The sequence below is a fragment of the Xenorhabdus sp. TH1 genome, from assembly GCF_037260955.1.
GTDB lineage: Bacteria > Pseudomonadota > Gammaproteobacteria > Enterobacterales > Enterobacteriaceae > Xenorhabdus > Xenorhabdus griffiniae.
Window position 1 is genome coordinate 3,594,522 of the sequence record NZ_CP147734.1, and the last position, 17,979, is coordinate 3,612,500.

The 17,979-nt window shown below is 46.2% G+C and carries 27 protein-coding genes, 5 tRNA genes and 3 rRNA genes (1 of these 35 cut by a window edge); 1 reads left to right on the forward strand and 34 read right to left on the reverse strand.

The window, feature by feature from the left end:
* Positions 1-3: 3 nt before the first annotated feature.
* From rplO to WDV74_RS15840, 28 genes are all read right to left on the reverse strand, one after another.
* Positions 4-438 (reverse strand): 50S ribosomal protein L15, encoded by a 435-nt coding sequence (gene rplO / locus WDV74_RS15705; RefSeq protein ID WP_045960137.1) that lies wholly within the window; start codon positions 436-438, stop codon positions 4-6.
* Between the two features lie 3 nt (positions 439-441).
* On the reverse strand, positions 442-621 hold the full coding sequence (gene rpmD / locus WDV74_RS15710) for a 50S ribosomal protein L30 (RefSeq protein WP_045968059.1): 180 nt from the start codon (positions 619-621) through the stop codon (positions 442-444).
* A 5-nt stretch (positions 622-626) separates the two neighbouring features.
* A complete protein-coding gene (gene rpsE / locus WDV74_RS15715) occupies positions 627-1,127 on the reverse strand; it encodes a 30S ribosomal protein S5 (RefSeq protein ID WP_045968057.1) in 501 nt (166 codons plus the stop codon).
* A 14-nt stretch (positions 1,128-1,141) separates the two neighbouring features.
* A complete protein-coding gene (rplR, locus tag WDV74_RS15720; RefSeq protein WP_047771700.1) occupies positions 1,142-1,495 on the reverse strand; it encodes a 50S ribosomal protein L18 in 354 nt (117 codons plus the stop codon).
* Between the two features lie 9 nt (positions 1,496-1,504).
* Positions 1,505-2,038 carry a 50S ribosomal protein L6 gene (gene rplF, locus WDV74_RS15725; protein ID WP_074021488.1) on the reverse strand — a complete coding sequence of 178 codons (534 nt, stop codon included), beginning with the start codon at positions 2,036-2,038 and terminating at the stop codon, positions 1,505-1,507.
* A gap of 14 nt (positions 2,039-2,052) precedes the next feature.
* Entirely contained in the window at positions 2,053-2,445 is a 393-nt protein-coding gene (gene rpsH, locus WDV74_RS15730; protein WP_038240479.1) for a 30S ribosomal protein S8, read from the reverse strand.
* 33 nt (positions 2,446-2,478) lie between these two features.
* Positions 2,479-2,784: a 30S ribosomal protein S14 gene (gene rpsN / locus WDV74_RS15735; protein ID WP_010847489.1), complete on the reverse strand. Its 306-nt coding sequence runs from the start codon at positions 2,782-2,784 to the stop codon at positions 2,479-2,481.
* A 12-nt stretch (positions 2,785-2,796) separates the two neighbouring features.
* Complete coding sequence (gene rplE / locus WDV74_RS15740) at positions 2,797-3,336, reverse strand: 50S ribosomal protein L5 (RefSeq protein ID WP_074021486.1); 540 nt, start codon at positions 3,334-3,336, stop codon at positions 2,797-2,799.
* A gap of 13 nt (positions 3,337-3,349) precedes the next feature.
* Positions 3,350-3,664, reverse strand: coding sequence for a 50S ribosomal protein L24 (gene rplX, locus WDV74_RS15745; protein ID WP_038269614.1), 315 nt, complete (start codon positions 3,662-3,664; stop codon positions 3,350-3,352).
* Positions 3,665-3,674: 10 nt separating this feature from the next.
* On the reverse strand, positions 3,675-4,046 hold the full coding sequence (gene rplN, locus WDV74_RS15750; RefSeq protein ID WP_004246955.1) for a 50S ribosomal protein L14: 372 nt from the start codon (positions 4,044-4,046) through the stop codon (positions 3,675-3,677).
* 175 nt (positions 4,047-4,221) lie between these two features.
* Positions 4,222-4,476 carry a 30S ribosomal protein S17 gene (rpsQ, locus tag WDV74_RS15755; protein ID WP_038240484.1) on the reverse strand — a complete coding sequence of 85 codons (255 nt, stop codon included), beginning with the start codon at positions 4,474-4,476 and terminating at the stop codon, positions 4,222-4,224.
* Positions 4,476-4,667 carry a 50S ribosomal protein L29 gene (rpmC, locus tag WDV74_RS15760; protein ID WP_010847484.1) on the reverse strand — a complete coding sequence of 64 codons (192 nt, stop codon included), beginning with the start codon at positions 4,665-4,667 and terminating at the stop codon, positions 4,476-4,478. Before rpmC ends, rpsQ begins: the two co-directional genes overlap by 1 nt.
* Entirely contained in the window at positions 4,667-5,077 is a 411-nt protein-coding gene (gene rplP / locus WDV74_RS15765) for a 50S ribosomal protein L16 (RefSeq protein ID WP_012990491.1), read from the reverse strand. Before rplP ends, rpmC begins: the two co-directional genes overlap by 1 nt.
* Before the next feature lie 12 nt (positions 5,078-5,089).
* On the reverse strand, positions 5,090-5,791 hold the full coding sequence (gene rpsC, locus WDV74_RS15770) for a 30S ribosomal protein S3 (RefSeq protein WP_010847482.1): 702 nt from the start codon (positions 5,789-5,791) through the stop codon (positions 5,090-5,092).
* Positions 5,792-5,808: 17 nt separating this feature from the next.
* Complete coding sequence (gene rplV / locus WDV74_RS15775; RefSeq protein WP_010847481.1) at positions 5,809-6,141, reverse strand: 50S ribosomal protein L22; 333 nt, start codon at positions 6,139-6,141, stop codon at positions 5,809-5,811.
* A 14-nt stretch (positions 6,142-6,155) separates the two neighbouring features.
* Positions 6,156-6,434, reverse strand: coding sequence for a 30S ribosomal protein S19 (gene rpsS / locus WDV74_RS15780; protein WP_011148791.1), 279 nt, complete (start codon positions 6,432-6,434; stop codon positions 6,156-6,158).
* A 14-nt stretch (positions 6,435-6,448) separates the two neighbouring features.
* A complete protein-coding gene (gene rplB / locus WDV74_RS15785) occupies positions 6,449-7,273 on the reverse strand; it encodes a 50S ribosomal protein L2 (protein WP_189760122.1) in 825 nt (274 codons plus the stop codon).
* Positions 7,274-7,292: 19 nt separating this feature from the next.
* Positions 7,293-7,595: a 50S ribosomal protein L23 gene (gene rplW / locus WDV74_RS15790; protein WP_038269605.1), complete on the reverse strand. Its 303-nt coding sequence runs from the start codon at positions 7,593-7,595 to the stop codon at positions 7,293-7,295.
* Positions 7,592-8,197 (reverse strand): 50S ribosomal protein L4, encoded by a 606-nt coding sequence (gene rplD / locus WDV74_RS15795; protein WP_189760121.1) that lies wholly within the window; start codon positions 8,195-8,197, stop codon positions 7,592-7,594. The genes rplW and rplD overlap by 4 nt, the downstream gene beginning before the upstream one ends.
* Before the next feature lie 16 nt (positions 8,198-8,213).
* Complete coding sequence (gene rplC / locus WDV74_RS15800) at positions 8,214-8,846, reverse strand: 50S ribosomal protein L3 (protein ID WP_189760120.1); 633 nt, start codon at positions 8,844-8,846, stop codon at positions 8,214-8,216.
* A gap of 32 nt (positions 8,847-8,878) precedes the next feature.
* Positions 8,879-9,190, reverse strand: coding sequence for a 30S ribosomal protein S10 (rpsJ, locus tag WDV74_RS15805; RefSeq protein ID WP_001181005.1), 312 nt, complete (start codon positions 9,188-9,190; stop codon positions 8,879-8,881).
* 318 nt (positions 9,191-9,508) lie between these two features.
* Positions 9,509-9,985, reverse strand: a complete 477-nt coding sequence (bfr, locus tag WDV74_RS15810) for a bacterioferritin (protein ID WP_273571441.1) — start codon at positions 9,983-9,985, stop codon at positions 9,509-9,511.
* Between the two features lie 77 nt (positions 9,986-10,062).
* On the reverse strand, positions 10,063-10,257 hold the full coding sequence (bfd, locus tag WDV74_RS15815) for a bacterioferritin-associated ferredoxin (RefSeq protein WP_338883730.1): 195 nt from the start codon (positions 10,255-10,257) through the stop codon (positions 10,063-10,065).
* Positions 10,258-10,497: 240 nt separating this feature from the next.
* Positions 10,498-11,682, reverse strand: coding sequence for an elongation factor Tu (gene tuf / locus WDV74_RS15820; RefSeq protein ID WP_338804007.1), 1,185 nt, complete (start codon positions 11,680-11,682; stop codon positions 10,498-10,500).
* A 106-nt stretch (positions 11,683-11,788) separates the two neighbouring features.
* A tRNA-Thr gene (locus tag WDV74_RS15825) sits at positions 11,789-11,864 on the reverse strand.
* 6 nt (positions 11,865-11,870) lie between these two features.
* Positions 11,871-11,945, reverse strand: a tRNA-Gly gene (locus WDV74_RS15830).
* A 100-nt stretch (positions 11,946-12,045) separates the two neighbouring features.
* Positions 12,046-12,130, reverse strand: a tRNA-Tyr gene (locus tag WDV74_RS15835).
* 15 nt (positions 12,131-12,145) lie between these two features.
* A tRNA-Thr gene (locus WDV74_RS15840) sits at positions 12,146-12,221 on the reverse strand.
* A 420-nt stretch (positions 12,222-12,641) separates the two neighbouring features.
* On the opposite strand from WDV74_RS15840, the gene coaA reads away from it, so the two are divergent.
* On the forward strand, positions 12,642-13,592 hold the full coding sequence (gene coaA, locus WDV74_RS15845) for a type I pantothenate kinase (protein WP_338883731.1): 951 nt from the start codon (positions 12,642-12,644) through the stop codon (positions 13,590-13,592).
* Positions 13,593-13,625: 33 nt separating this feature from the next.
* On the opposite strand, the gene birA is transcribed toward coaA, so the two are convergent.
* From birA to WDV74_RS15875, 6 genes are all read right to left on the reverse strand, one after another.
* Entirely contained in the window at positions 13,626-14,585 is a 960-nt protein-coding gene (gene birA / locus WDV74_RS15850) for a bifunctional biotin--[acetyl-CoA-carboxylase] ligase/biotin operon repressor BirA (protein ID WP_338883732.1), read from the reverse strand.
* Positions 14,582-15,622, reverse strand: coding sequence for a UDP-N-acetylmuramate dehydrogenase (murB, locus tag WDV74_RS15855; protein ID WP_338883733.1), 1,041 nt, complete (start codon positions 15,620-15,622; stop codon positions 14,582-14,584). Before murB ends, birA begins: the two co-directional genes overlap by 4 nt.
* A gap of 129 nt (positions 15,623-15,751) precedes the next feature.
* Positions 15,752-15,867, reverse strand: a 5S ribosomal RNA gene (gene rrf / locus WDV74_RS15860).
* Positions 15,868-15,901: 34 nt separating this feature from the next.
* A tRNA-Thr gene (locus tag WDV74_RS15865) sits at positions 15,902-15,977 on the reverse strand.
* Positions 15,978-16,027: 50 nt separating this feature from the next.
* Positions 16,028-16,144 (reverse strand): 5S ribosomal RNA (gene rrf, locus WDV74_RS15870).
* 89 nt (positions 16,145-16,233) lie between these two features.
* Positions 16,234-17,979, reverse strand: a 23S ribosomal RNA gene (locus WDV74_RS15875) (it continues 1,166 nt past the right edge of the window).

A 17,979-nucleotide genomic window follows, 5' to 3' on the forward strand; every position in this document is an offset into this window, starting at 1 on the left:
TACTTATTCCTCAATTTTACCGCCAGCAGCTTCAATTGCAGCACGGGCGCCTTTAGTAACACGCAAGCCACGCACAGTTACTGCGCGATTGACTTCGCCAGAAAGCATTACTTTTGCGAATTCAATTTGAGGGCCAATAATGTTAGCAGCTTTCAGTGCATTCAGATCGATAACATCGCCTTCAACACGGGCAAAATCAGACAGACGAATTTCTGCGGTGACCATTGCTTTACGTGAAGTGAAACCAAATTTTGGCAGACGACGGTATAAAGGCATCTGGCCACCTTCAAAACCACGACGAACGCCACCGCCAGAACGAGACTTCTGACCTTTGTGACCACGACCGCCGGTTTTACCCAGACCAGAACCAATACCACGACCTACACGTTTAGGTGCGTGCTTGGCACCTTCAGCCGGAGACAGAGTATTTAAGCGCATCTGTTACTCCTCAACTTTAACCATATAGGAAACCAAGTTGACCATACCGCGAATAGCTGGTGTATCTTCACGCTCAACAGTATGACCAATGCGACGCAGACCTAAACCAGTCAAAGTTGCCTTATGTTTAGGCAAACGACCAATTGAACTGCGAACCTGAGTAATTTTAATAGTCTTAGCCATGGTCATTACCCCAGAATTTCTTCGACGGATTTGCCACGCTTAGCTGCGACCATTTCTGGAGACTTCATGCTGTCTAAAGCATCCAGAGTTGCACGAACCACGTTGATTGGGTTCGTGGAACCGTAGGTTTTAGCCAGTACGTTACGAACTCCAGCCACTTCCAGAACAGCACGCATCGCACCACCGGCGATGATACCAGTACCTTCGTGAGCAGGCTGCATGAACACGCGAGAACCGGTGTGTGAGCCTTTCACTGGGTGGTACAAAGTGCCGCTGTTAAGTGCGACGGTTTTCATATTGCGACGTGCTTTTTCCATCGCTTTCTGGATTGCTGCCGGAACTTCGCGTGCTTTGCCGTAGCCAAAACCAACGCGACCGTTACCATCACCAACTACAGTCAGTGCTGTAAAGCTGAAAATACGGCCACCTTTAACGGTTTTAGATACGCGGTTTACCGCGATCAGCTTTTCCTGCAGTTCGCCAGCTTGTTTTTCGATGTGAGCCATCTTACACCTCTACCTTAGAACTGAAGGCCAGCTTCACGGGCAGCATCTGCCAGTGCCTGGACTCTACCATGATATTGGAAACCAGAACGGTCAAAGGATACATCTTTGATACCTTTTTCCAGAGCACGTTCAGCAACAATCTTGCCAACTAATGCTGCGGCTTCTTTGTTTCCAGTAAATTTCAGTTGTTCACTGATAGCTTTTTCTGTTGTAGAAGCGGCCACCAGAGTTTCAGAACCATTTGGTGCAATAACCTGCGCATAAATATGGCGAGGGGTACGATGTACCACCAGGCGAGTCGCACCCAGTTCTTTGAGCTTGCGGCGTGCGCGGGTCGCACGACGGATACGAGCTGCTTTCTTATCCATAGTGTTACCTTACTTCTTCTTAGCCTCTTTGGTACGCACGACTTCATCGGCGTAACGAACACCCTTGCCTTTATATGGCTCAGGACGACGATAGGCACGCAAATCTGCCGCAACCTGACCAATCACTTGCTTATCAGCACCTTTCAGTACGATTTCAGTTTGTGATGGGCATTCCGCAGTTATGCCTGCTGGCAGCTGATGCTCAACCGGATGCGAGAAGCCTAAAGACAAGCTAACTACGTTGCCTTTAACTGCTGCACGATAACCAACACCAACCAGCTGAAGTTTCTTAGTGAAACCTTCGTTAACACCAATAACCATAGCGTTCAGCAGAGAACGAGTTGTACCTGCCTGCGCCCAAGCGTCAGCAAAACCTTCGCGCGGAGCGAAAGTCAGTTGGCTGTCCGCATGATTAACTTCAACTGCGTTGTGGATTTTACGACTTAGCTCGCCGTTTTTACCCTTAATCGAAATAACCTGACCGTCGAGTTTAACCTCTACGCCGGCAGGAATGACGACGGGTGCTTTTGCAACACGAGACATTCTTTCCTCCCGAATTAAGCTACGTAGCAGAGAATCTCGCCACCCAGACCAGCCTGGCGAGCTGCACGATCAGTCATTACACCTTTAGAGGTAGAAACAACAGCGATTCCCAAACCAGCCATAACTTGTGGCAGCTCATCTTTTTTCTTATAGATGCGCAGACTTGGGCGGCTTACACGCTGAATGCTTTCTACAACAGCCTTACCTTGGAAATACTTCAGAGTGATTTCCAGTTCTGGCTTAGTGTCGCCTTCGATTTTAAAATCTTCAATGTAACCTTCTTCCTTCAGCACCTTGGCAATTGCCACTTTCAGCTTGGAGGAAGGCATGGTGACCGCAACTTTATTCGCGGCCTGACCGTTACGGATACGGGTCAGCATATCCGCGATCGGATCTTGCATGCTCATCTGTCTTTACTCCCGTGATTCAATTGGTGACAATTACCAGCTAGCCTTTTTAAGGCCCGGGATTTCACCGCGCATAGCGGCTTCACGGACTTTAATACGGCTCAACCCAAACTTCCGCAAAAATGCATGCGGACGCCCAGTCTGACGGCAGCGGTTACGCTGACGGCAAGGGCTGGAATCACGTGGCAGTGTTTGCAGTTTCAGAACAGCATTCCAACGGTCTTCATCAGATGCGTTTACATCAGAGATGATCGCTTTCAGTTCAACGCGTTTTGCGAAGAATTTCTCAGCTAATTTCGCACGTTTTACATCACGTGCTTTCATTGATTGCTTAGCCATGAGTACCCTGCCTTACTTGCGGAACGGGAAGTTAAACGCAGCCAACAGTGCGCGGCCTTCATCATCAGATTTCGCAGTAGTGGTGATAGTAATATCCAAACCACGTACGCGATCCACTTTATCGTAATCGATTTCAGGGAAGATGATTTGCTCACGAACACCCATGCTGTAGTTACCACGACCATCGAATGATTTAGCGGACAAACCACGGAAGTCACGGATACGTGGTACAGCAATAGAAATCAGGCGCTCAAAGAACTCCCACATGCGTTTTCCACGCAGGGTTACTTTACAGCCGATTGGATAGCCCTGACGGATTTTGAAGCCTGCAACTGATTTGCGTGCTTTGGTGATCAATGGCTTCTGACCAGAGATTGCTGCCAAGTCAGCTGCTGCGTTATCCAGCAGTTTTTTGTCAGCGATTGCTTCACCAACACCCATGTTCAGGGTGATCTTCTCGACCCGAGGGACTTGCATGACAGAATGGTAACCAAACTGAGTCATCAGTTTTTTGACTACCTCGTCTTTGTAGTAATCATGCAGTTTCGCCATCGTATACTCCAAATTACTTGATAGTTTCGTTATTAGATTTGAAGAAACGGACTTTTTTGCCGTCTTCGAATCTAAAACCTACACGGTCAGCCTTGCCGGTTGCTGTGTTGAAGATCGCAACGTTAGAAACATTGATAGCTGCTTCTTTTTCAACGATGCCACCTGGTTGGTTCAGAGCCGGAACTGGTTTCTGATGTTTTTTAACCAGGTTGATGCCTTCAACAATGACTTTACCAGAAGAAAGAACCTGTTTTACTTTACCGCGCTTACCTTTGTCTTTACCAGTCAGCACGATAATTTCGTCATCACGACGGATTTTCGCTGCCATTGCCTGCTCCTTAGAGTACTTCAGGTGCCAGAGAGATAATTTTCATGAACTTTTCATTACGAAGTTCACGAGTCACCGGCCCAAAAATACGCGTACCGATAACTTGCTCACTATTGTTGTTCAACAATACACAAGCGTTGCTATCGAAGCGAATGACAGAACCGTCCGGGCGACGAACACCCTTCTTGGTGCGCACCACTACCGCTTTCAGGACATCACCTTTTTTCACTTTACCGCGAGGAATTGCTTCCTTGATAGTGATCTTGATGATGTCACCGACATCTGCGTAGCGACGGTGCGAGCCACCTAGAACCTTGATACACATTACGCGACGTGCACCGGAGTTGTCGGCCACGTTCAGCATAGTCTGTTCTTGGATCATTTTAGTGCTCCGCTAAATGTCAACTACTACTGAGCCACTTTATTTTTAAAGAGGCCGTTTCAATATCCCATACTACGAGGGCGCGGCATTATAACACCACATCTTCGCGATGGACAGAAAAATAAACGGCCCCGTTATTTTTTGAGCCGTTTATTTCGTACGATACAGCGATCTATTATAGAACCGCTTTCTCTACAACGCGAACTAAAGTCCAAGATTTAGTCTTAGACAGTGGACGGGTTTCGCGGATTTCCACTACATCACCAATTCCACATTCATTGTTCTCGTCATGTACGTGCAGTTTAGTCGTACGTTTGATGAACTTACCATACAATGGGTGTTTCACCTTACGCTCAATAGCAACAACAATGGATTTTTCCATTTTGTCGCTAATAACACGACCTTGCAGAGTACGGATTTTATCGGTCATTACGCACCCGCCTTCTCAGTCAGTAAAGTCTTAACGCGTGCAATATTACGACGCACTTGTTTCAACAGGTGAGACTGTTGCAGCTGGCCACTTGCCGCCTGCATACGCAGATTGAATTGTTCACGTAACAGGTTCAGCAGCTCAGTGTTCAGCTCTTCAACGCTTTTTTCGCGCAGCTCTTGTGCTTTCATTACATCACCGTCTTAGTTACAAAGGTGGTTTTGATAGGCAGTTTCGCTGCTGCCAGCTTGAATGCTTCACGAGCCAGCTCTTCAGGCACACCGTCCATTTCATACAGGACTTTACCGGGCTGGATCAAGGCAACCCAGTATTCTACGTTACCTTTACCTTTACCCATACGCACTTCGAGTGGCTTTTCGGTGATAGGTTTGTCTGGGAACACACGGATCCAGATTTTACCTTGACGTTTAATTGCACGGGTCATAGCACGACGTGCCGCTTCGATCTGACGAGCAGTCAGACGACCACGGCCTACAGCTTTCAGACCGAAAGTGCCGAAGCTAACATCCGCACCTGCAGCCAGACCACGGTTGCGGCCTTTGTGCACTTTACGGAATTTCGTACGCTTTGGTTGTAACATCAGCGACTCTCCTTACTTGCGGCCTTTACGCTGCTGCTTTTTAGGTTGAGCAGCCGGTTTTTCCGCCTGTTCAACTGCAGCCATACCACCCAGGATCTCACCTTTGAAGATCCATACCTTAACGCCGATTACACCATAAGTGGTGTGCGCTTCAGAAGTATTGTAGTCGATGTCTGCACGCAGAGTATGCAGAGGTACACGACCTTCACGATACCACTCAGTACGTGCAATTTCAGCACCGCCCAGACGGCCGCTGACTTCCACTTTGATACCTTTAGCGCCCAAACGCATAGCGTTCTGTACAGCACGTTTCATAGCACGGCGGAACATGACACGACGTTCCAGCTGTGAACTGATGCTGTCAGCAACCAGTTTTGCGTCCAGTTCAGGTTTACGTACTTCGGCAATATTGATCTGCGCAGGAACGCCAGCGATATCCGCTACAGCCTTACGCAGTTTTTCAACGTCTTCACCTTTTTTACCGATTACAATGCCTGGACGAGCAGTGTGAATAGTCACACGGATGCTTTTCGCAGGACGTTCGATAACGATACGTGAAATAGATGCTTTAACCAGTTCTTTGTTCAAGTACTGGCGAACTTTAAAGTCGCTGTCCAGGTTGTCAGCGAATTCTTTGGTATTCGCATACCAGGTAGAGTTCCAAGGTTTGACAATACCCAGACGAATACCATTAGGATGTACTTTCTGACCCATTGCTAGTCTCCAGAGTCTCAGCGATCGGACACAACCACAGTGATGTGGCTGGTGCGCTTCAGGATACGATCTGCACGGCCTTTGGCACGAGGCATAATACGCTTCATAGTTGGGCCTTCGTCTACGAAAATTTTCGTGACTTTCAGATCATCGATGTCAGCGCCATCGTTGTGTTCTGCGTTAGCAATAGCAGACTCAAGTACTTTCTTCACTAAACCAGCAGCTTTTTTGTTGGTATAGGTCAGAGTTTCCAGAGCTTGCGACACTTTCTTACCGCGGATCAGGTCAGCCACAAGGCGAACCTTCTGAGCAGAAGAACGAGCGTGGCGATGTTTAGCGATAGTTTCCATCTCTTCCTCCTACCTTAGCGCTTTTTAGCCTTTTTATCGGCCGCATGGCCGCGATAAGTACGGGTCGGCGCGAATTCACCCAGTTTGTGACCAACCATTTCGTCGGAAACAAAAACTGGTACATGCTGACGACCATTATGGACAGCGATGGTCAAACCGATCATGTTAGGAAAGATCGTTGAACGACGGGACCAAGTCTTAATAGGCTTTTTGTCTCCGCTTTCCACCGCTTTCTCTACCTTCTTCAGCAAGTGCAGGTCAATAAATGGACCTTTCTTGAGAGAACGTGGCATGGTTTATCCTCTAATTATTTTTTAGAACGGCGACGTACGATATATTTATCAGTACGTTTGTTGCTACGGGTCTTCTTACCTTTGGTCTGGATGCCCCATGGAGTTACAGGGTGTTTACCAAAGTTACGACCTTCACCACCACCATGTGGATGGTCTACTGGGTTCATCGCCGTACCACGAACGGTAGGACGAATACCACGCCAGCGGCTTGCACCAGCTTTACCCAGAACGCGCAGCATATGTTCTGCGTTACCAACTTCACCTAAAGTAGCGCGGCAATCAGACAGAACTTTACGCATTTCACCAGAACGCAGACGCAGGGTTACATAAGAACCATCACGAGCAACGATCTGAGCATAAGCACCTGCTGAACGAGCCAACTGGCCACCTTTACCTGGTTTCATTTCTATGTTGTGAACAGTAGAACCAACCGGAATGTTGCGCATTGGCAGAGCGTTACCGGTCTTGATCGCTGAATCAGCACCAGACTGGATTTGATCACCCGCTTTCAGGCCCTTAGGCGCAAGGATGTAACGACGTTCACCGTCTTTGTACAGAACCAGTGCGATGTTTGCTGAACGGTTTGGATCATATTCCAGACGCTCAACAACAGCAGGGATACCGTCTTTGTTACGTTTAAAGTCAATCAGACGATAATGCTGTTTATGGCCACCACCAATGTGACGAGTGGTAATACGACCATTGTTGTTACGACCACCGGTTTTGTTGTTTTTTTCCAACAACGGAGCATAAGGTTTACCCTTATGCAGCTCAGGGTTAACCACTTTAACAACGTGGCGACGGCCCGGAGACGTAGGTTTACATTTAACAATTGCCATTGTTCTTTACTCCTCCGACTTACTCAGCGCCGCCAACGAAGTCCAGGTTCTGGCCTTCTTTCAAGGTGACGTAAGCCTTTTTCCAGTCGCTACGACGACCAATACGCTGTCCGTGGCGTTTAACTTTGCCTTTTACCAGCAAAGTGTTTACACCTTCAACTTCAACTTCAAACAGTTTCTGTACGGCAGCTTTGATCTCTGCTTTAGTCGCGTCTTTCGCAACTTTGAGAACGATGGTGTTGCTTTTTTCCATCGCTGTAGAAGCTTTTTCAGATACGTGCGGCGCGCGCAGTACTTTCAGCAGACGTTCTTCACGGATCATGCCAGCATCTCCTCAACTTGCTTCACAGCTTCAGCAGTCATAACCACTTTGTCGAAGGCAATCAGGCTTACAGGATCGATACCTGCTGTGTCACGAACGTCAACCTTGTACAGGTTACGAGCTGCTAAGAACAGATTCTCATCAACTTCGCTAGTGACAATCAGCACGTCTTCCAGAGCCATTTCTTTCAGTTTCTGTACCAGCAACTTAGTCTTAGGTGCTTCTACAGAGAACTTCTCGACAACGATTAGACGATCTTGACGTACCAGTTCAGACAGGATGCTTTTCAGGGCACCGCGGTACATCTTTTTATTAACTTTTTGACTGTGGTCCTGTGGTTTCGCTGCGAAAGTTACACCACCAGAGCGCCAAATTGGACTCTTAATAGAACCAGAACGCGCACGGCCAGTGCCTTTCTGACGCCATGGTTTTTTACCTGAACCAGAAACTTCGGCACGAGTTTTCTGAGCACGAGTACCTTGACGAGCACCAGCTGCATATGCAACAACTACTTGATGCACAAGCGCTTCATTGAAATCACGCCCGAAGGTAGTTTCGGAAACAGTCAGCGCGCTTTGCGCGTCTTTGATTACCAATTCCATTCCTATCTCCTCGACGTTACGCCTTGACAGCCGGTTTTACGATCAGGTTACTGTTCGTTGCACCTGGAACAGCACCTTTGACCAGCAGCAGGTTACGCTCAGCGTCAACACGTACTACATCTAAGCTCTGAACGGTTACGCGCTCATTACCCAGTTGGCCTGCCATTTTCTTGCCTTTGAACACTTTGCCCGGAGTCTGGTTCTGACCGATAGAACCCGGAACGCGGTGAGACAAGGAGTTACCATGGGTAGCATCCTGAGTACGGAAGTTCCAGCGTTTAACAGTACCCGCGAAACCTTTACCTTTAGATGTACCAGTAACGTCAACTTTTTTAACGTCAGCGAAAATTTCAACGCTAATGCTTTGACCTACAGTGAATTCAGCGTCGTCTTCTGACAGGCGGAATTCACGCAGAATGCGGCCAGCTTCAACGCCAGCTTTAGCGAAATGACCCGCTTCAGCTTTCTTAACACGACTAGCTTTTTTGCTACCAGTCGTTACCTGAATTGCACGATAACCGTCAGTCTCTTTGTTTTTAACTTGAGTTACACGGTTATTTTCGATTTCGATAACAGTTACAGGGATTGAAACGCCATCTTCAGTGAAGATACGAGTCATGCCCACTTTTTTACCGACTAAACCAATCATTGTTTCAACCTCTCAATCGTTCAATGACCTGATTAACCCAGGCTGATCTGCACATCTACACCGGCAGCCAGATCCAGACGCATCAGAGCATCAACGGTTTTCTCGGTTGGCTCAACGATGTCAACCAGACGTTTGTGAGTGCGAATTTCGTACTGATCACGCGCATCTTTATTAACGTGTGGAGAAATCAGAACGGTAAAACGCTCTTTACGAGTTGGCAGAGGGATCGGGCCACGAACTTGCGCACCAGTGCGCTTCGCAGTCTCTACGATTTCCGCAGTTGATTGATCGATCAAACGATGATCAAATGCTTTCAGGCGGATACGGATTCTTTGGTTCTGCATGAGACCAGAGCTCCAACTATTTTATAAACGTAAATAATTACTCCTCACACCCATTTCGGTTGATGGGGGAGTGTAATCGTTCTGTGCATAACCCCCATATCGGAGGTATTTTAAATGGCGGTTACTCACCGCTCATTACCGATTAATAAATCAGTCCTACTCTGTGTAGGTAAGCCCGCGCATTATACGTGAATTTACCCACAAAGCAATATTAAGAGTGAAATCTATGCAAAAGTACAGACAAGAAAGGGGAAAGCAAGAAAGGAAATGGAAGGAAAACGCCCTATATACATCAAATTATAGGGCGACAAACTATAGTTATTCTTCTTCACTAAGCTGAGATTGAATGTAATTTTGTATTCCAATTCTAGCTATCAGTTCAAGTTGAGTTTCCAACCAATCAATATGATTTTCTTCATCGGCAAGCACCTCTATCATCAAGTCTCGACTAACATAATCATGAACTGAATCGGCATATGCGATTGCTTCTCTGAGATCCTTTGCACCACGTAATTCTAATTCCAGATCAGATTTCAGCATTTCTTCTACATCTTCTCCGATATTGAGCTTGCCCAGATCTTGTAGATTTGGCACCCCCTCCAGAAAAAGAATACGTTCGATAAATTTATCTGCGTGCTTCATCTCATCAATGGACTCGTGATACTCGACGTCATTCAAACGTATCAATCCCCAGTTCTTAAACATTCGGGCATGCAAGAAATATTGATTGATGGCGACAAGTTCATTGCCGAGAAGTTTATTCAAATGTGCAATTATTTTTTTATCACCTTTCATAGCAAGTTCCTCCGCTTCCAGTCACATAAAGTGTAGTACTAATTTGGCAGAGTAATTGCAAGAAAATTGTGCTTATTTTAGGCAACATTATTTATTGGAGGTAACAGGGCAATCTCCTCATTCATTATTTCACGTGCTTGACGTATACATTTTCCGCAGTCGCTTCCTACAGGAACAAAACTCCTCAACTCTCTGATAGAACGAATATGTTGCTGATGAACAGCATTGCGTATGGTTTTATCGCTTATTGCATTGCAGAGACAAACATACATGGAAGCACTCTTCTAACTATTTACACACTCTTGATGACTATTTAGGTCGGGTAACCCCCTACCCAAAATGGTCTACGCTTATAAAATAAGCGATACCCCGGAATTGTAAATAGAAATAAATATCATTTCAATTATTGTTTTTATTTTGTTGAATAACAAAAAACCACCAATTTCGGTGGCTCAAAATAAAAAAAGAGGAGCCAAGGCCCCTCTTTCTCATAATCTTTTGATAATTAAAGATTAAGCAATAACTTTAGCAACAACACCGGCGCCTACAGTACGGCCACCTTCACGGATTGCAAAACGCAGACCTTCGTCCATTGCGATTGGCGCAATCAGAGTCACTTTCATGTTGATGTTGTCGCCTGGCATTACCATCTCTACGCCTTCTGGCAGTTCGATAGTACCGGTTACGTCAGTCGTACGGAAGTAGAACTGTGGACGGTAACCTTTGAAGAATGGCGTATGACGACCACCTTCATCTTTGCTCAGGATATACACTTCAGATTCGAACTGAGTGTGTGGGTGGATAGAGCCTGGCTTCGCCAGAACCTGACCACGCTCAACGTCATCACGCTTAGTACCACGCAGCAGAACACCCACGTTCTCACCCGCACGGCCTTCGTCCAGCAGTTTGCGGAACATTTCAACGCCGGTACAAGTGGTTTTGGTCGTCTCTTTGATACCTACGATTTCAACTTCGTCACCAACTTTAACGATACCACGCTCTACACGACCGGTAACTACAGTACCACGGCCAGAGATAGAGAATACGTCTTCGATTGGCAGCAGGAATGGCTTGTCAATGTCACGCTCTGGTTCTGGGATGTAAGAATCCAGTGCTTCAGCCAGTTCGATAACTTTCGCTTCCCACTCAGCATCGCCTTCCAGCGCTTTCAGCGCAGAACCACGGATGATTGGGGTGTCGTCGCCTGGGAAATCGTACTGAGACAGCAGCTCACGAACTTCCATTTCCACCAGTTCCAACAGCTCTTCATCATCAACCATGTCACATTTGTTCAGGAACACGATGATGTAAGGAACGCCAACCTGACGACCCAGCAGGATGTGCTCACGAGTCTGTGGCATTGGGCCATCAGTTGCAGCAACTACCAGGATCGCGCCGTCCATCTGAGCAGCACCGGTGATCATGTTTTTCACGTAGTCGGCGTGGCCTGGGCAGTCAACGTGTGCGTAGTGGCGAGTTGGAGTATCGTACTCTACGTGAGAAGTAGAGATGGTGATACCACGCGCTTTTTCTTCTGGTGCGTTATCGATCTGGTCGAATGCACGCGCGTTACCGCCGTAAGTTTTTGCCAAAACGGTAGTGATTGCAGCAGTCAGGGTAGTTTTACCGTGGTCAACGTGGCCGATAGTACCAACGTTAACGTGCGGTTTTGAACGTTCAAACTTTTCTTTAGACATTAGGTTGTCCCTCTAAGACACGGAATCGGTGGTTTCACCACATCAACCAAGCAATTGCTTGCGAGATATTTACAGGAAGAAAATCAGGAGGTAAGAACAGGAGAAGTGGTGCTGATAGGCAGATTCGAACTGCCGACCTCACCCTTACCAAGGGTGTGCTCTACCAACTGAGCTATATCAGCACATCTTGGAGCGGGCAGCGGGAATCGAACCCGCATCATCAGCTTGGAAGGCTGAGGTAATAGCCATTATACGATGCCCGCGTGAACTCGGCTACCTGACTTTAATCAGCTGTATACTATATCTTAAGTGTTTTTTCTAGAGTATAACTCGAGCAGAACACTCAAGATCGAAACTGGTTAATGGTGGTGGGGGAAGGATTCGAACCTTCGAAGTCTGTGACGGCAGATTTACAGTCTGCTCCCTTTGGCCGCTCGGGAACCCCACCTTTCCAAATTTTTAATGGTGCCGGCACCAAGAGTCGAACTCGGGACCTACTGATTACAAGTCAGTTGCTCTACCAACTGAGCTATGCCGGCATCAAGTGCTGCGCATTCTAGGAAGAGTTGGCCCTCGATGCAACAAAAAAATTGCTTTTTTTGTTCTTTCGCTCACAAAACAGCCATTTTTGGTGCTTGTGGTGTTTTTTTCAATAGTTTCAGCTTAAATATCCAACAAACAACTCTTGTGCAGGAAGAACCCGTAAATGCATCTGACAATTATTTTTTTGAAAGTTAGTTGAATCACAGTTGTCTTTCTCTTTATGAAAGAAAGACACTGACGGTCATAATAGGCTAAAAAATAATACATTTTTGCATTTGCCATCAAAAAAATGACTAAAATCATAAAAAATTCTACGCCTACGATAGCGCAACCGATATGATGAGATTTATTTTTTTGTCGGATACGGGTGTTCTCAACAACCTGTCCAACCTGCATAGACAGGCAGATGTTGGCTTATGAATAAGAAAGAATCTTTTTTGACGACTCCATATTTACAATTTGATCGCAAACATTGGGCCACATTGCGTGACTCGGTGCCGTTAACATTAACAAAAGAAGAAGTCGCTGCTTTAAAAGGGATCAACGAAGAAATTTCAATAGATGAAGTGATTGAAATCTATCTTCCATTGTCACGTCTACTCAATTTTTACATTAGCTCCAATTTACGACGGCAAGCTGTTCTTGAACAGTTTTTGGGGACGGATGAACAAAAAATACCTTATGTTATTGGTATAGCAGGCAGCGTTGCTGTCGGAAAAAGTACAACCGCACGCTTATTACAGGCGCTGCTAAGTCGTTGGCCAGAACATCGTCGTGTCAAGTTAGTGACAACAGATGGTTTTTTACACTCCAACAATATATTAAATGAACGTGGGTTAATGAAAAAAAAGGGATTCCCTGAATCCTATGATATGCGTAGCTTGGTCAAATTTGTCTCCGATATAAAATCAGGTGCAGACAAAGTTATCGCACCGGTATATTCTCACCTAAGCTATGACATCGTTCCTCATGAACAACTTATTATCGAAAAGCCCGATATTCTTATCCTTGAAGGTTTAAACGTATTACAAAGTGGCATGGATTATCCACATGAACCACACCATGTATTTGTCTCTGATTTTGTTGATTTTTCTATTTATGTAGATGCGCCGGAAGAATTACTCCAACAATGGTACGTCAATCGTTTTCTTAAGTTTCGACAAGGCGCGTTTTCCGATCCTGATTCTTATTTTCACAATTATTCCAAACTAACGACAGAAGAAGCGATAAAAGTAGCATCGAATATTTGGCGGGAAATTAATGGATTAAACTTACAGCAAAACATCTTACCCACGAGAGAACGAGCTAGCTTAATTATGACGAAAGGCATTAATCATACGATTGAAAGCGTCAGATTAAGAAAATAAAACAAAAAGCCGGAAATATTTCCGGCTTTATATTCAACAACCTCTCAAGGAAATTTCACCACCGATATAAGGTGTAACAACTCCGTCAATATCAAGTAATAAAGCCCCTTGTTGATCTATTCCACGAGCTATCCCATGAACTTCCTGATCACCAATAATTAATTTCACTGAACGATTAATAAAATTATCTAATTCAAACCACCGAGGAATGAAAGAATTTAGCCCTTCATTTTCAAACTGGATTAACGCTTTTTTAAGTTCCACTATGATTTCAGCAACCAACTTATTCCGTTCAATAATCGTTCCTGATTGCTGTAAATTAGTCCAATTTTGATTAATTGATCTCTGTTGATCGCTACTCATCGAAATATTCATGCCTATTCCGATAACAACATGGGCTGCATCTCCCGTTTTTCCCGTCAACTCAACCAATATTCCAGCAAGTTTTTTATCATCTAAGTATAAGTCATTTGGCCATTTTACTTTTACGCTTTCTGCTCCCTGGCGATTAAGAACTTCAGCAATGATAATACCAACGACCAAACTTAAACCTATCGCTGCTGCTGGTCCTTGTTCCAAACGCCAATACATAGATAGATATAAGTTACGGCCAAAAGCAGAAACCCACTTTCTACCACGGCGCCCTCTACCGGCATATTGATATTCTGCAACACAGGCATCTCCTGAATCGAGCTCTGCTAACTTTTCCAGAATATATTGGTTAGTGGAATCAATGACAGGTATCACTTCAATACGATCATTAGGAAGATAGTTTTCAATAATTTCTTTATCCAGAAGATTCATTGGAGCAGGAAAGCGATAACCTTTACCTGAAAGAGTGAGAACCTCTACTCCCCATTCACGAATAGTTTGAATATGTTTATTGATCCCTGCTCGGCTCATTCCCAATTCCTGACCAAGTTGTTGGCCTGAATGAATTTCGCCATCAGATAACACTTTAATTAATTTTAATGGGATACTAAGATCTTTCATGAAATACATTCCACTGCGTCTATTTCACCTGCACTACCAATGAAGCGTACCTCAGGCTCTAAGAAGATATTAAATTTTTCTGCAACCTTATTACGTACATAAGAAGCTAAGGTAATGACATCTTGTCCCGTTGCATTACCTGTATTAATTAATACCAATGACTGTTTCAGGTGTACGGCAGCGCCACCAATAGCATAACCCTTCAATTGACATTGTTCGATAAGCCAACCCGCAGCAATCTTTACGCTATGCTCATCATGAGGGTATTGAGGACAATTGGGATATTCAGACTTAATCCTGTCTGCTAACTCAATTGGTACAATAGGGTTTTTGAAGAAACTGCCTGCATTCCCCATCAACGCAGGATCTGGCAACTTACTCTGGCGCATTTCACACACAGCATCGAATATTTGCTCTGGTGTCACTTTTTCTCGTGAGAACTGCGCTAAGGCACCGTACGTTAAAATGGGTTCCCACTTCTTATTCAAACATAAACCAACCGCTGTAATAGCATAACCATCTTTATATTGATGCTTAAAGATGCTGTCTCTATACGCAAATTGACACCCATTCGCCGTTAGACGAATTGAATTACCGGTTTTCAGCTCAACAAAATCCACATATTCACAGACATGTTTAAATTCAACGCCATATGCTCCAATATTCTGGATTGGAGCAGAACCAACATTTCCAGGTATTAAGGCTAAATTCTCCAAGCCATAAATCCGTTGTTTAAATAAATAAGTAATCAGTTCATGCCAATTTTCACCTGCACCAACATGAATATGCCATGCAGTATCTGACTCTTGTATATTGATACCAAGAATACGATTTAAGATCACAGTACCTTTAAAATTTTCGGTGAAAAGGATGTTACTCCCTCCCCCCAATAATAAAATAGGATGATTCTTTTCCATTGCTTCTTGCCATAATGCCAAAAGCGATTCAATAGAAGTCGCTATTCCAATATGATCAGCACTGGCTGAAATGCCAAACGTGTTAAACGCTTTTAGTTGAGTAGATTGACAGACAGACATTCATTTCAAACTCAATAGGGTAATTTAAGTCGTAGTCTATCAGACTCTATATTTGAAAGATAAGTAAGTAGTTTTTGCTAAAAACGCAAAAGGCCACTCATATGAGTGGCCTTTTGACTGGATATTAAAGCTTGGCAGTTCCCTACTCTCGCATGGGGAGACCCCACACTACCATCGGCGCTACGGCGTTTCACTACTGAGTTCGGCATGGGGTCAGGTGGGACCGCCGCGCTATTGCCGCCAAGCAAATTCTGTTTTATTCGCCGAACATATTATTCATGGTGCTGATACCCAGATTCGAACTGGGGACCTCACCCTTACCAAGGGTGTGCTCTACCAACTGAGCCATATCAGCAAATGCTAAAAATAAAAGTGTTGCTATATCGGCAACACTTATAAATTGATGTCTGGCAGTGCCCTACTCTCACATGGGGAGACCCCACACTACCATCGGCGCTACGGGCGTTTCACTGCTGAGTTCGGCATGGGGTCAGGTGGGACCACCGCGCTATTGCCGCCAGACAAATCCTGTTTTCAATCCCGAACAAGCTGTTTTTCTACGCTGAAACCCTTCTCTCTCTTTCCACTCCCGAAAACCCCTTCGGTGTTGTCAGGTTAAGCCGCACGGTTCATTAGTACCGGTTAGCTCAACGTCTCGCAACGCTTACACACCCGGCCTATCCACGTCCTCGTCTCGAACGTTCCTTCAGTACCCTCTAGGGGTAAGGGAAGACTCATCTTAAGGCAAGTTTCCCGCTTAGATGCTTTCAGCGGTTATCTCTTCCGCACTTAGCTACCGGGCAGTGCCATTGGCATGACAACCCGAACACCAGTGGTGCGTCCACTCCGGTCCTCTCGTACTAGGAGCAGCCCCTTGCAATCTTCCAACGCCCACGGCAGATAGGGACCGAACTGTCTCACGACGTTCTAAACCCAGCTCGCGTACCACTTTAAATGGCGAACAGCCATACCCTTGGGACCTACTTCAGCCCCAGGATGTGATGAGCCGACATCGAGGTGCCAAACACCGCCGTCGATATGAACTCTTGGGCGGTATCAGCCTGTTATCCCCGGAGTACCTTTTATCCGTTGAGCGATGGCCCTTCCATGCAGAACCACCGGATCACTAAGACCTACTTTCGTACCTGCTCGAGCCGTCACTCTCGCAGTCAAGCTAGCTTATGCCTTTGCACTAACCTCACGATGTCCGACCGTGATTAGCTAACCTTCGTGCTCCTCCGTTACACTTTGGGAGGAGACCGCCCCAGTCAAACTACCCACCAGACACTGTCCGCAACCCGGATAACGGGCCGGCGTTAGAACATCAAACATTCAAGGGTGGTATTTCAAGGATGGCTCCATGCAGACTGGCGTCCACACTTCCAAGCCTCCCACCTATCCTACACATCAAGGCTCCATGTTCAGTGTCAAGCTATAGTAAAGGTTCACGGGGTCTTTCCGTCTTGCCGCGGGTACACTGCATCTTCACAGCGAGTTCAATTTCACTGAGTCTCGGGTGGAGACAGCCTGGCCATCATTACGCCATTCGTGCAGGTCGGAACTTACCCGACAAGGAATTTCGCTACCTTAGGACCGTTATAGTTACGGCCGCCGTTTACTGGGGCTTCGATCAAGAGCTTCTCGCCGAGGCGATAACCCCATCAATTAACCTTCCAGCACCGGGCAGGCGTCACACCGTATACGTCCACTTTCGTGTTTGCACAGTGCTGTGTTTTTATTAAACAGTTGCAGCCAGCTGGTATCTGCGACTGGCCTCGGCTCCGGAAGCAGGTTCCTTCACCTAACGCCAGCGTGCCTTCTCCCGAAGTTACGGCACCATTTTGCCTAGTTCCTTCACCCGAGTTCTCTCAAGCGCCTGAGTATTCTCTACCTGACCACCTGTGTCGGTTTGGGGTACGATGGACCCGAATCTGGAGCTTAGGGGCTTTTCCTGGAAGCGGGGCATCAGCAACTTCAGCACCGTGGTGCCTCGTCATCGTGCCTCAGTGTTGTGGCTAACCGGATTTGCCAAGTTAGCCCACCTACACACTTAAACCGGGACGACCGTCGCCCGGCTTGCCTAGCCTTCTCCGTCCCCCCATCGCAATTCGGGCCCGTACAGGAATATTAACCTGTTTCCCATCGACTACGCTTTTCAGCCTCGCCTTAGGGGTCGACTCACCCTGCCCCGATTAACGTTGGACAGGAACCCTTGGTCTTCCGGCGAGCGGGTTTTTCACCCGCTTTATCGTTACTTATGTCAGCATTCGCACTTCTGATACCTCCAGCCCACCTCACAGTGGACCTTCAACGGCTTACAGAACGCTCCCCTACCCAACGACACTTACATGTCGCTG

Coding starts and splice junctions, on each gene's coding strand:
- rpmD (WP_045968059.1), bottom strand. CDS start 621: ATGGCTAAGACTATTAAAATTACTCAGGTTCGCAGTTCAATTGGTCGT.
- rpsN (WP_010847489.1), bottom strand. CDS start 2,784: ATGGCTAAGCAATCAATGAAAGCACGTGATGTAAAACGTGCGAAATTA.
- rplO (WP_045960137.1), bottom strand. CDS start 438: ATGCGCTTAAATACTCTGTCTCCGGCTGAAGGTGCCAAGCACGCACCT.
- rplF (WP_074021488.1), bottom strand. CDS start 2,038: ATGTCTCGTGTTGCAAAAGCACCCGTCGTCATTCCTGCCGGCGTAGAG.
- rplE (WP_074021486.1), bottom strand. CDS start 3,336: ATGGCGAAACTGCATGATTACTACAAAGACGAGGTAGTCAAAAAACTG.
- rplC (WP_189760120.1), bottom strand. CDS start 8,846: ATGATTGGTTTAGTCGGTAAAAAAGTGGGCATGACTCGTATCTTCACT.
- birA (WP_338883732.1), bottom strand. CDS start 14,585: ATGAAAGATCTTAGTATCCCATTAAAATTAATTAAAGTGTTATCTGAT.
- coaA (WP_338883731.1), top strand. CDS start 12,642: ATGAATAAGAAAGAATCTTTTTTGACGACTCCATATTTACAATTTGAT.
- rpmC (WP_010847484.1), bottom strand. CDS start 4,667: ATGAAAGCACAAGAGCTGCGCGAAAAAAGCGTTGAAGAGCTGAACACT.
- rplD (WP_189760121.1), bottom strand. CDS start 8,197: ATGGAATTGGTAATCAAAGACGCGCAAAGCGCGCTGACTGTTTCCGAA.
- rplP (WP_012990491.1), bottom strand. CDS start 5,077: ATGTTACAACCAAAGCGTACGAAATTCCGTAAAGTGCACAAAGGCCGC.
- rpsH (WP_038240479.1), bottom strand. CDS start 2,445: ATGAGCATGCAAGATCCGATCGCGGATATGCTGACCCGTATCCGTAAC.
- bfd (WP_338883730.1), bottom strand. CDS start 10,257: ATGTATGTTTGTCTCTGCAATGCAATAAGCGATAAAACCATACGCAAT.
- rplR (WP_047771700.1), bottom strand. CDS start 1,495: ATGGATAAGAAAGCAGCTCGTATCCGTCGTGCGACCCGCGCACGCCGC.
- rpsJ (WP_001181005.1), bottom strand. CDS start 9,190: ATGCAGAACCAAAGAATCCGTATCCGCCTGAAAGCATTTGATCATCGT.
- rpsC (WP_010847482.1), bottom strand. CDS start 5,791: ATGGGTCAGAAAGTACATCCTAATGGTATTCGTCTGGGTATTGTCAAA.
- rplX (WP_038269614.1), bottom strand. CDS start 3,664: ATGGCAGCGAAAATCCGTCGTGATGACGAAATTATCGTGCTGACTGGT.
- rplV (WP_010847481.1), bottom strand. CDS start 6,141: ATGGAAACTATCGCTAAACATCGCCACGCTCGTTCTTCTGCTCAGAAG.
- murB (WP_338883733.1), bottom strand. CDS start 15,622: ATGTCTGTCTGTCAATCTACTCAACTAAAAGCGTTTAACACGTTTGGC.
- rpsQ (WP_038240484.1), bottom strand. CDS start 4,476: ATGACCGATAAAATCCGTACTCTGCAAGGTCGTGTTATTAGCGACAAA.
- rplW (WP_038269605.1), bottom strand. CDS start 7,595: ATGATCCGTGAAGAACGTCTGCTGAAAGTACTGCGCGCGCCGCACGTA.
- rplB (WP_189760122.1), bottom strand. CDS start 7,273: ATGGCAATTGTTAAATGTAAACCTACGTCTCCGGGCCGTCGCCACGTT.
- rplN (WP_004246955.1), bottom strand. CDS start 4,046: ATGATCCAAGAACAGACTATGCTGAACGTGGCCGACAACTCCGGTGCA.
- rpsE (WP_045968057.1), bottom strand. CDS start 1,127: ATGGCTCACATCGAAAAACAAGCTGGCGAACTGCAGGAAAAGCTGATC.
- tuf (WP_338804007.1), bottom strand. CDS start 11,682: ATGTCTAAAGAAAAGTTTGAACGTTCAAAACCGCACGTTAACGTTGGT.
- bfr (WP_273571441.1), bottom strand. CDS start 9,985: ATGAAAGGTGATAAAAAAATAATTGCACATTTGAATAAACTTCTCGGC.
- rpsS (WP_011148791.1), bottom strand. CDS start 6,434: ATGCCACGTTCTCTCAAGAAAGGTCCATTTATTGACCTGCACTTGCTG.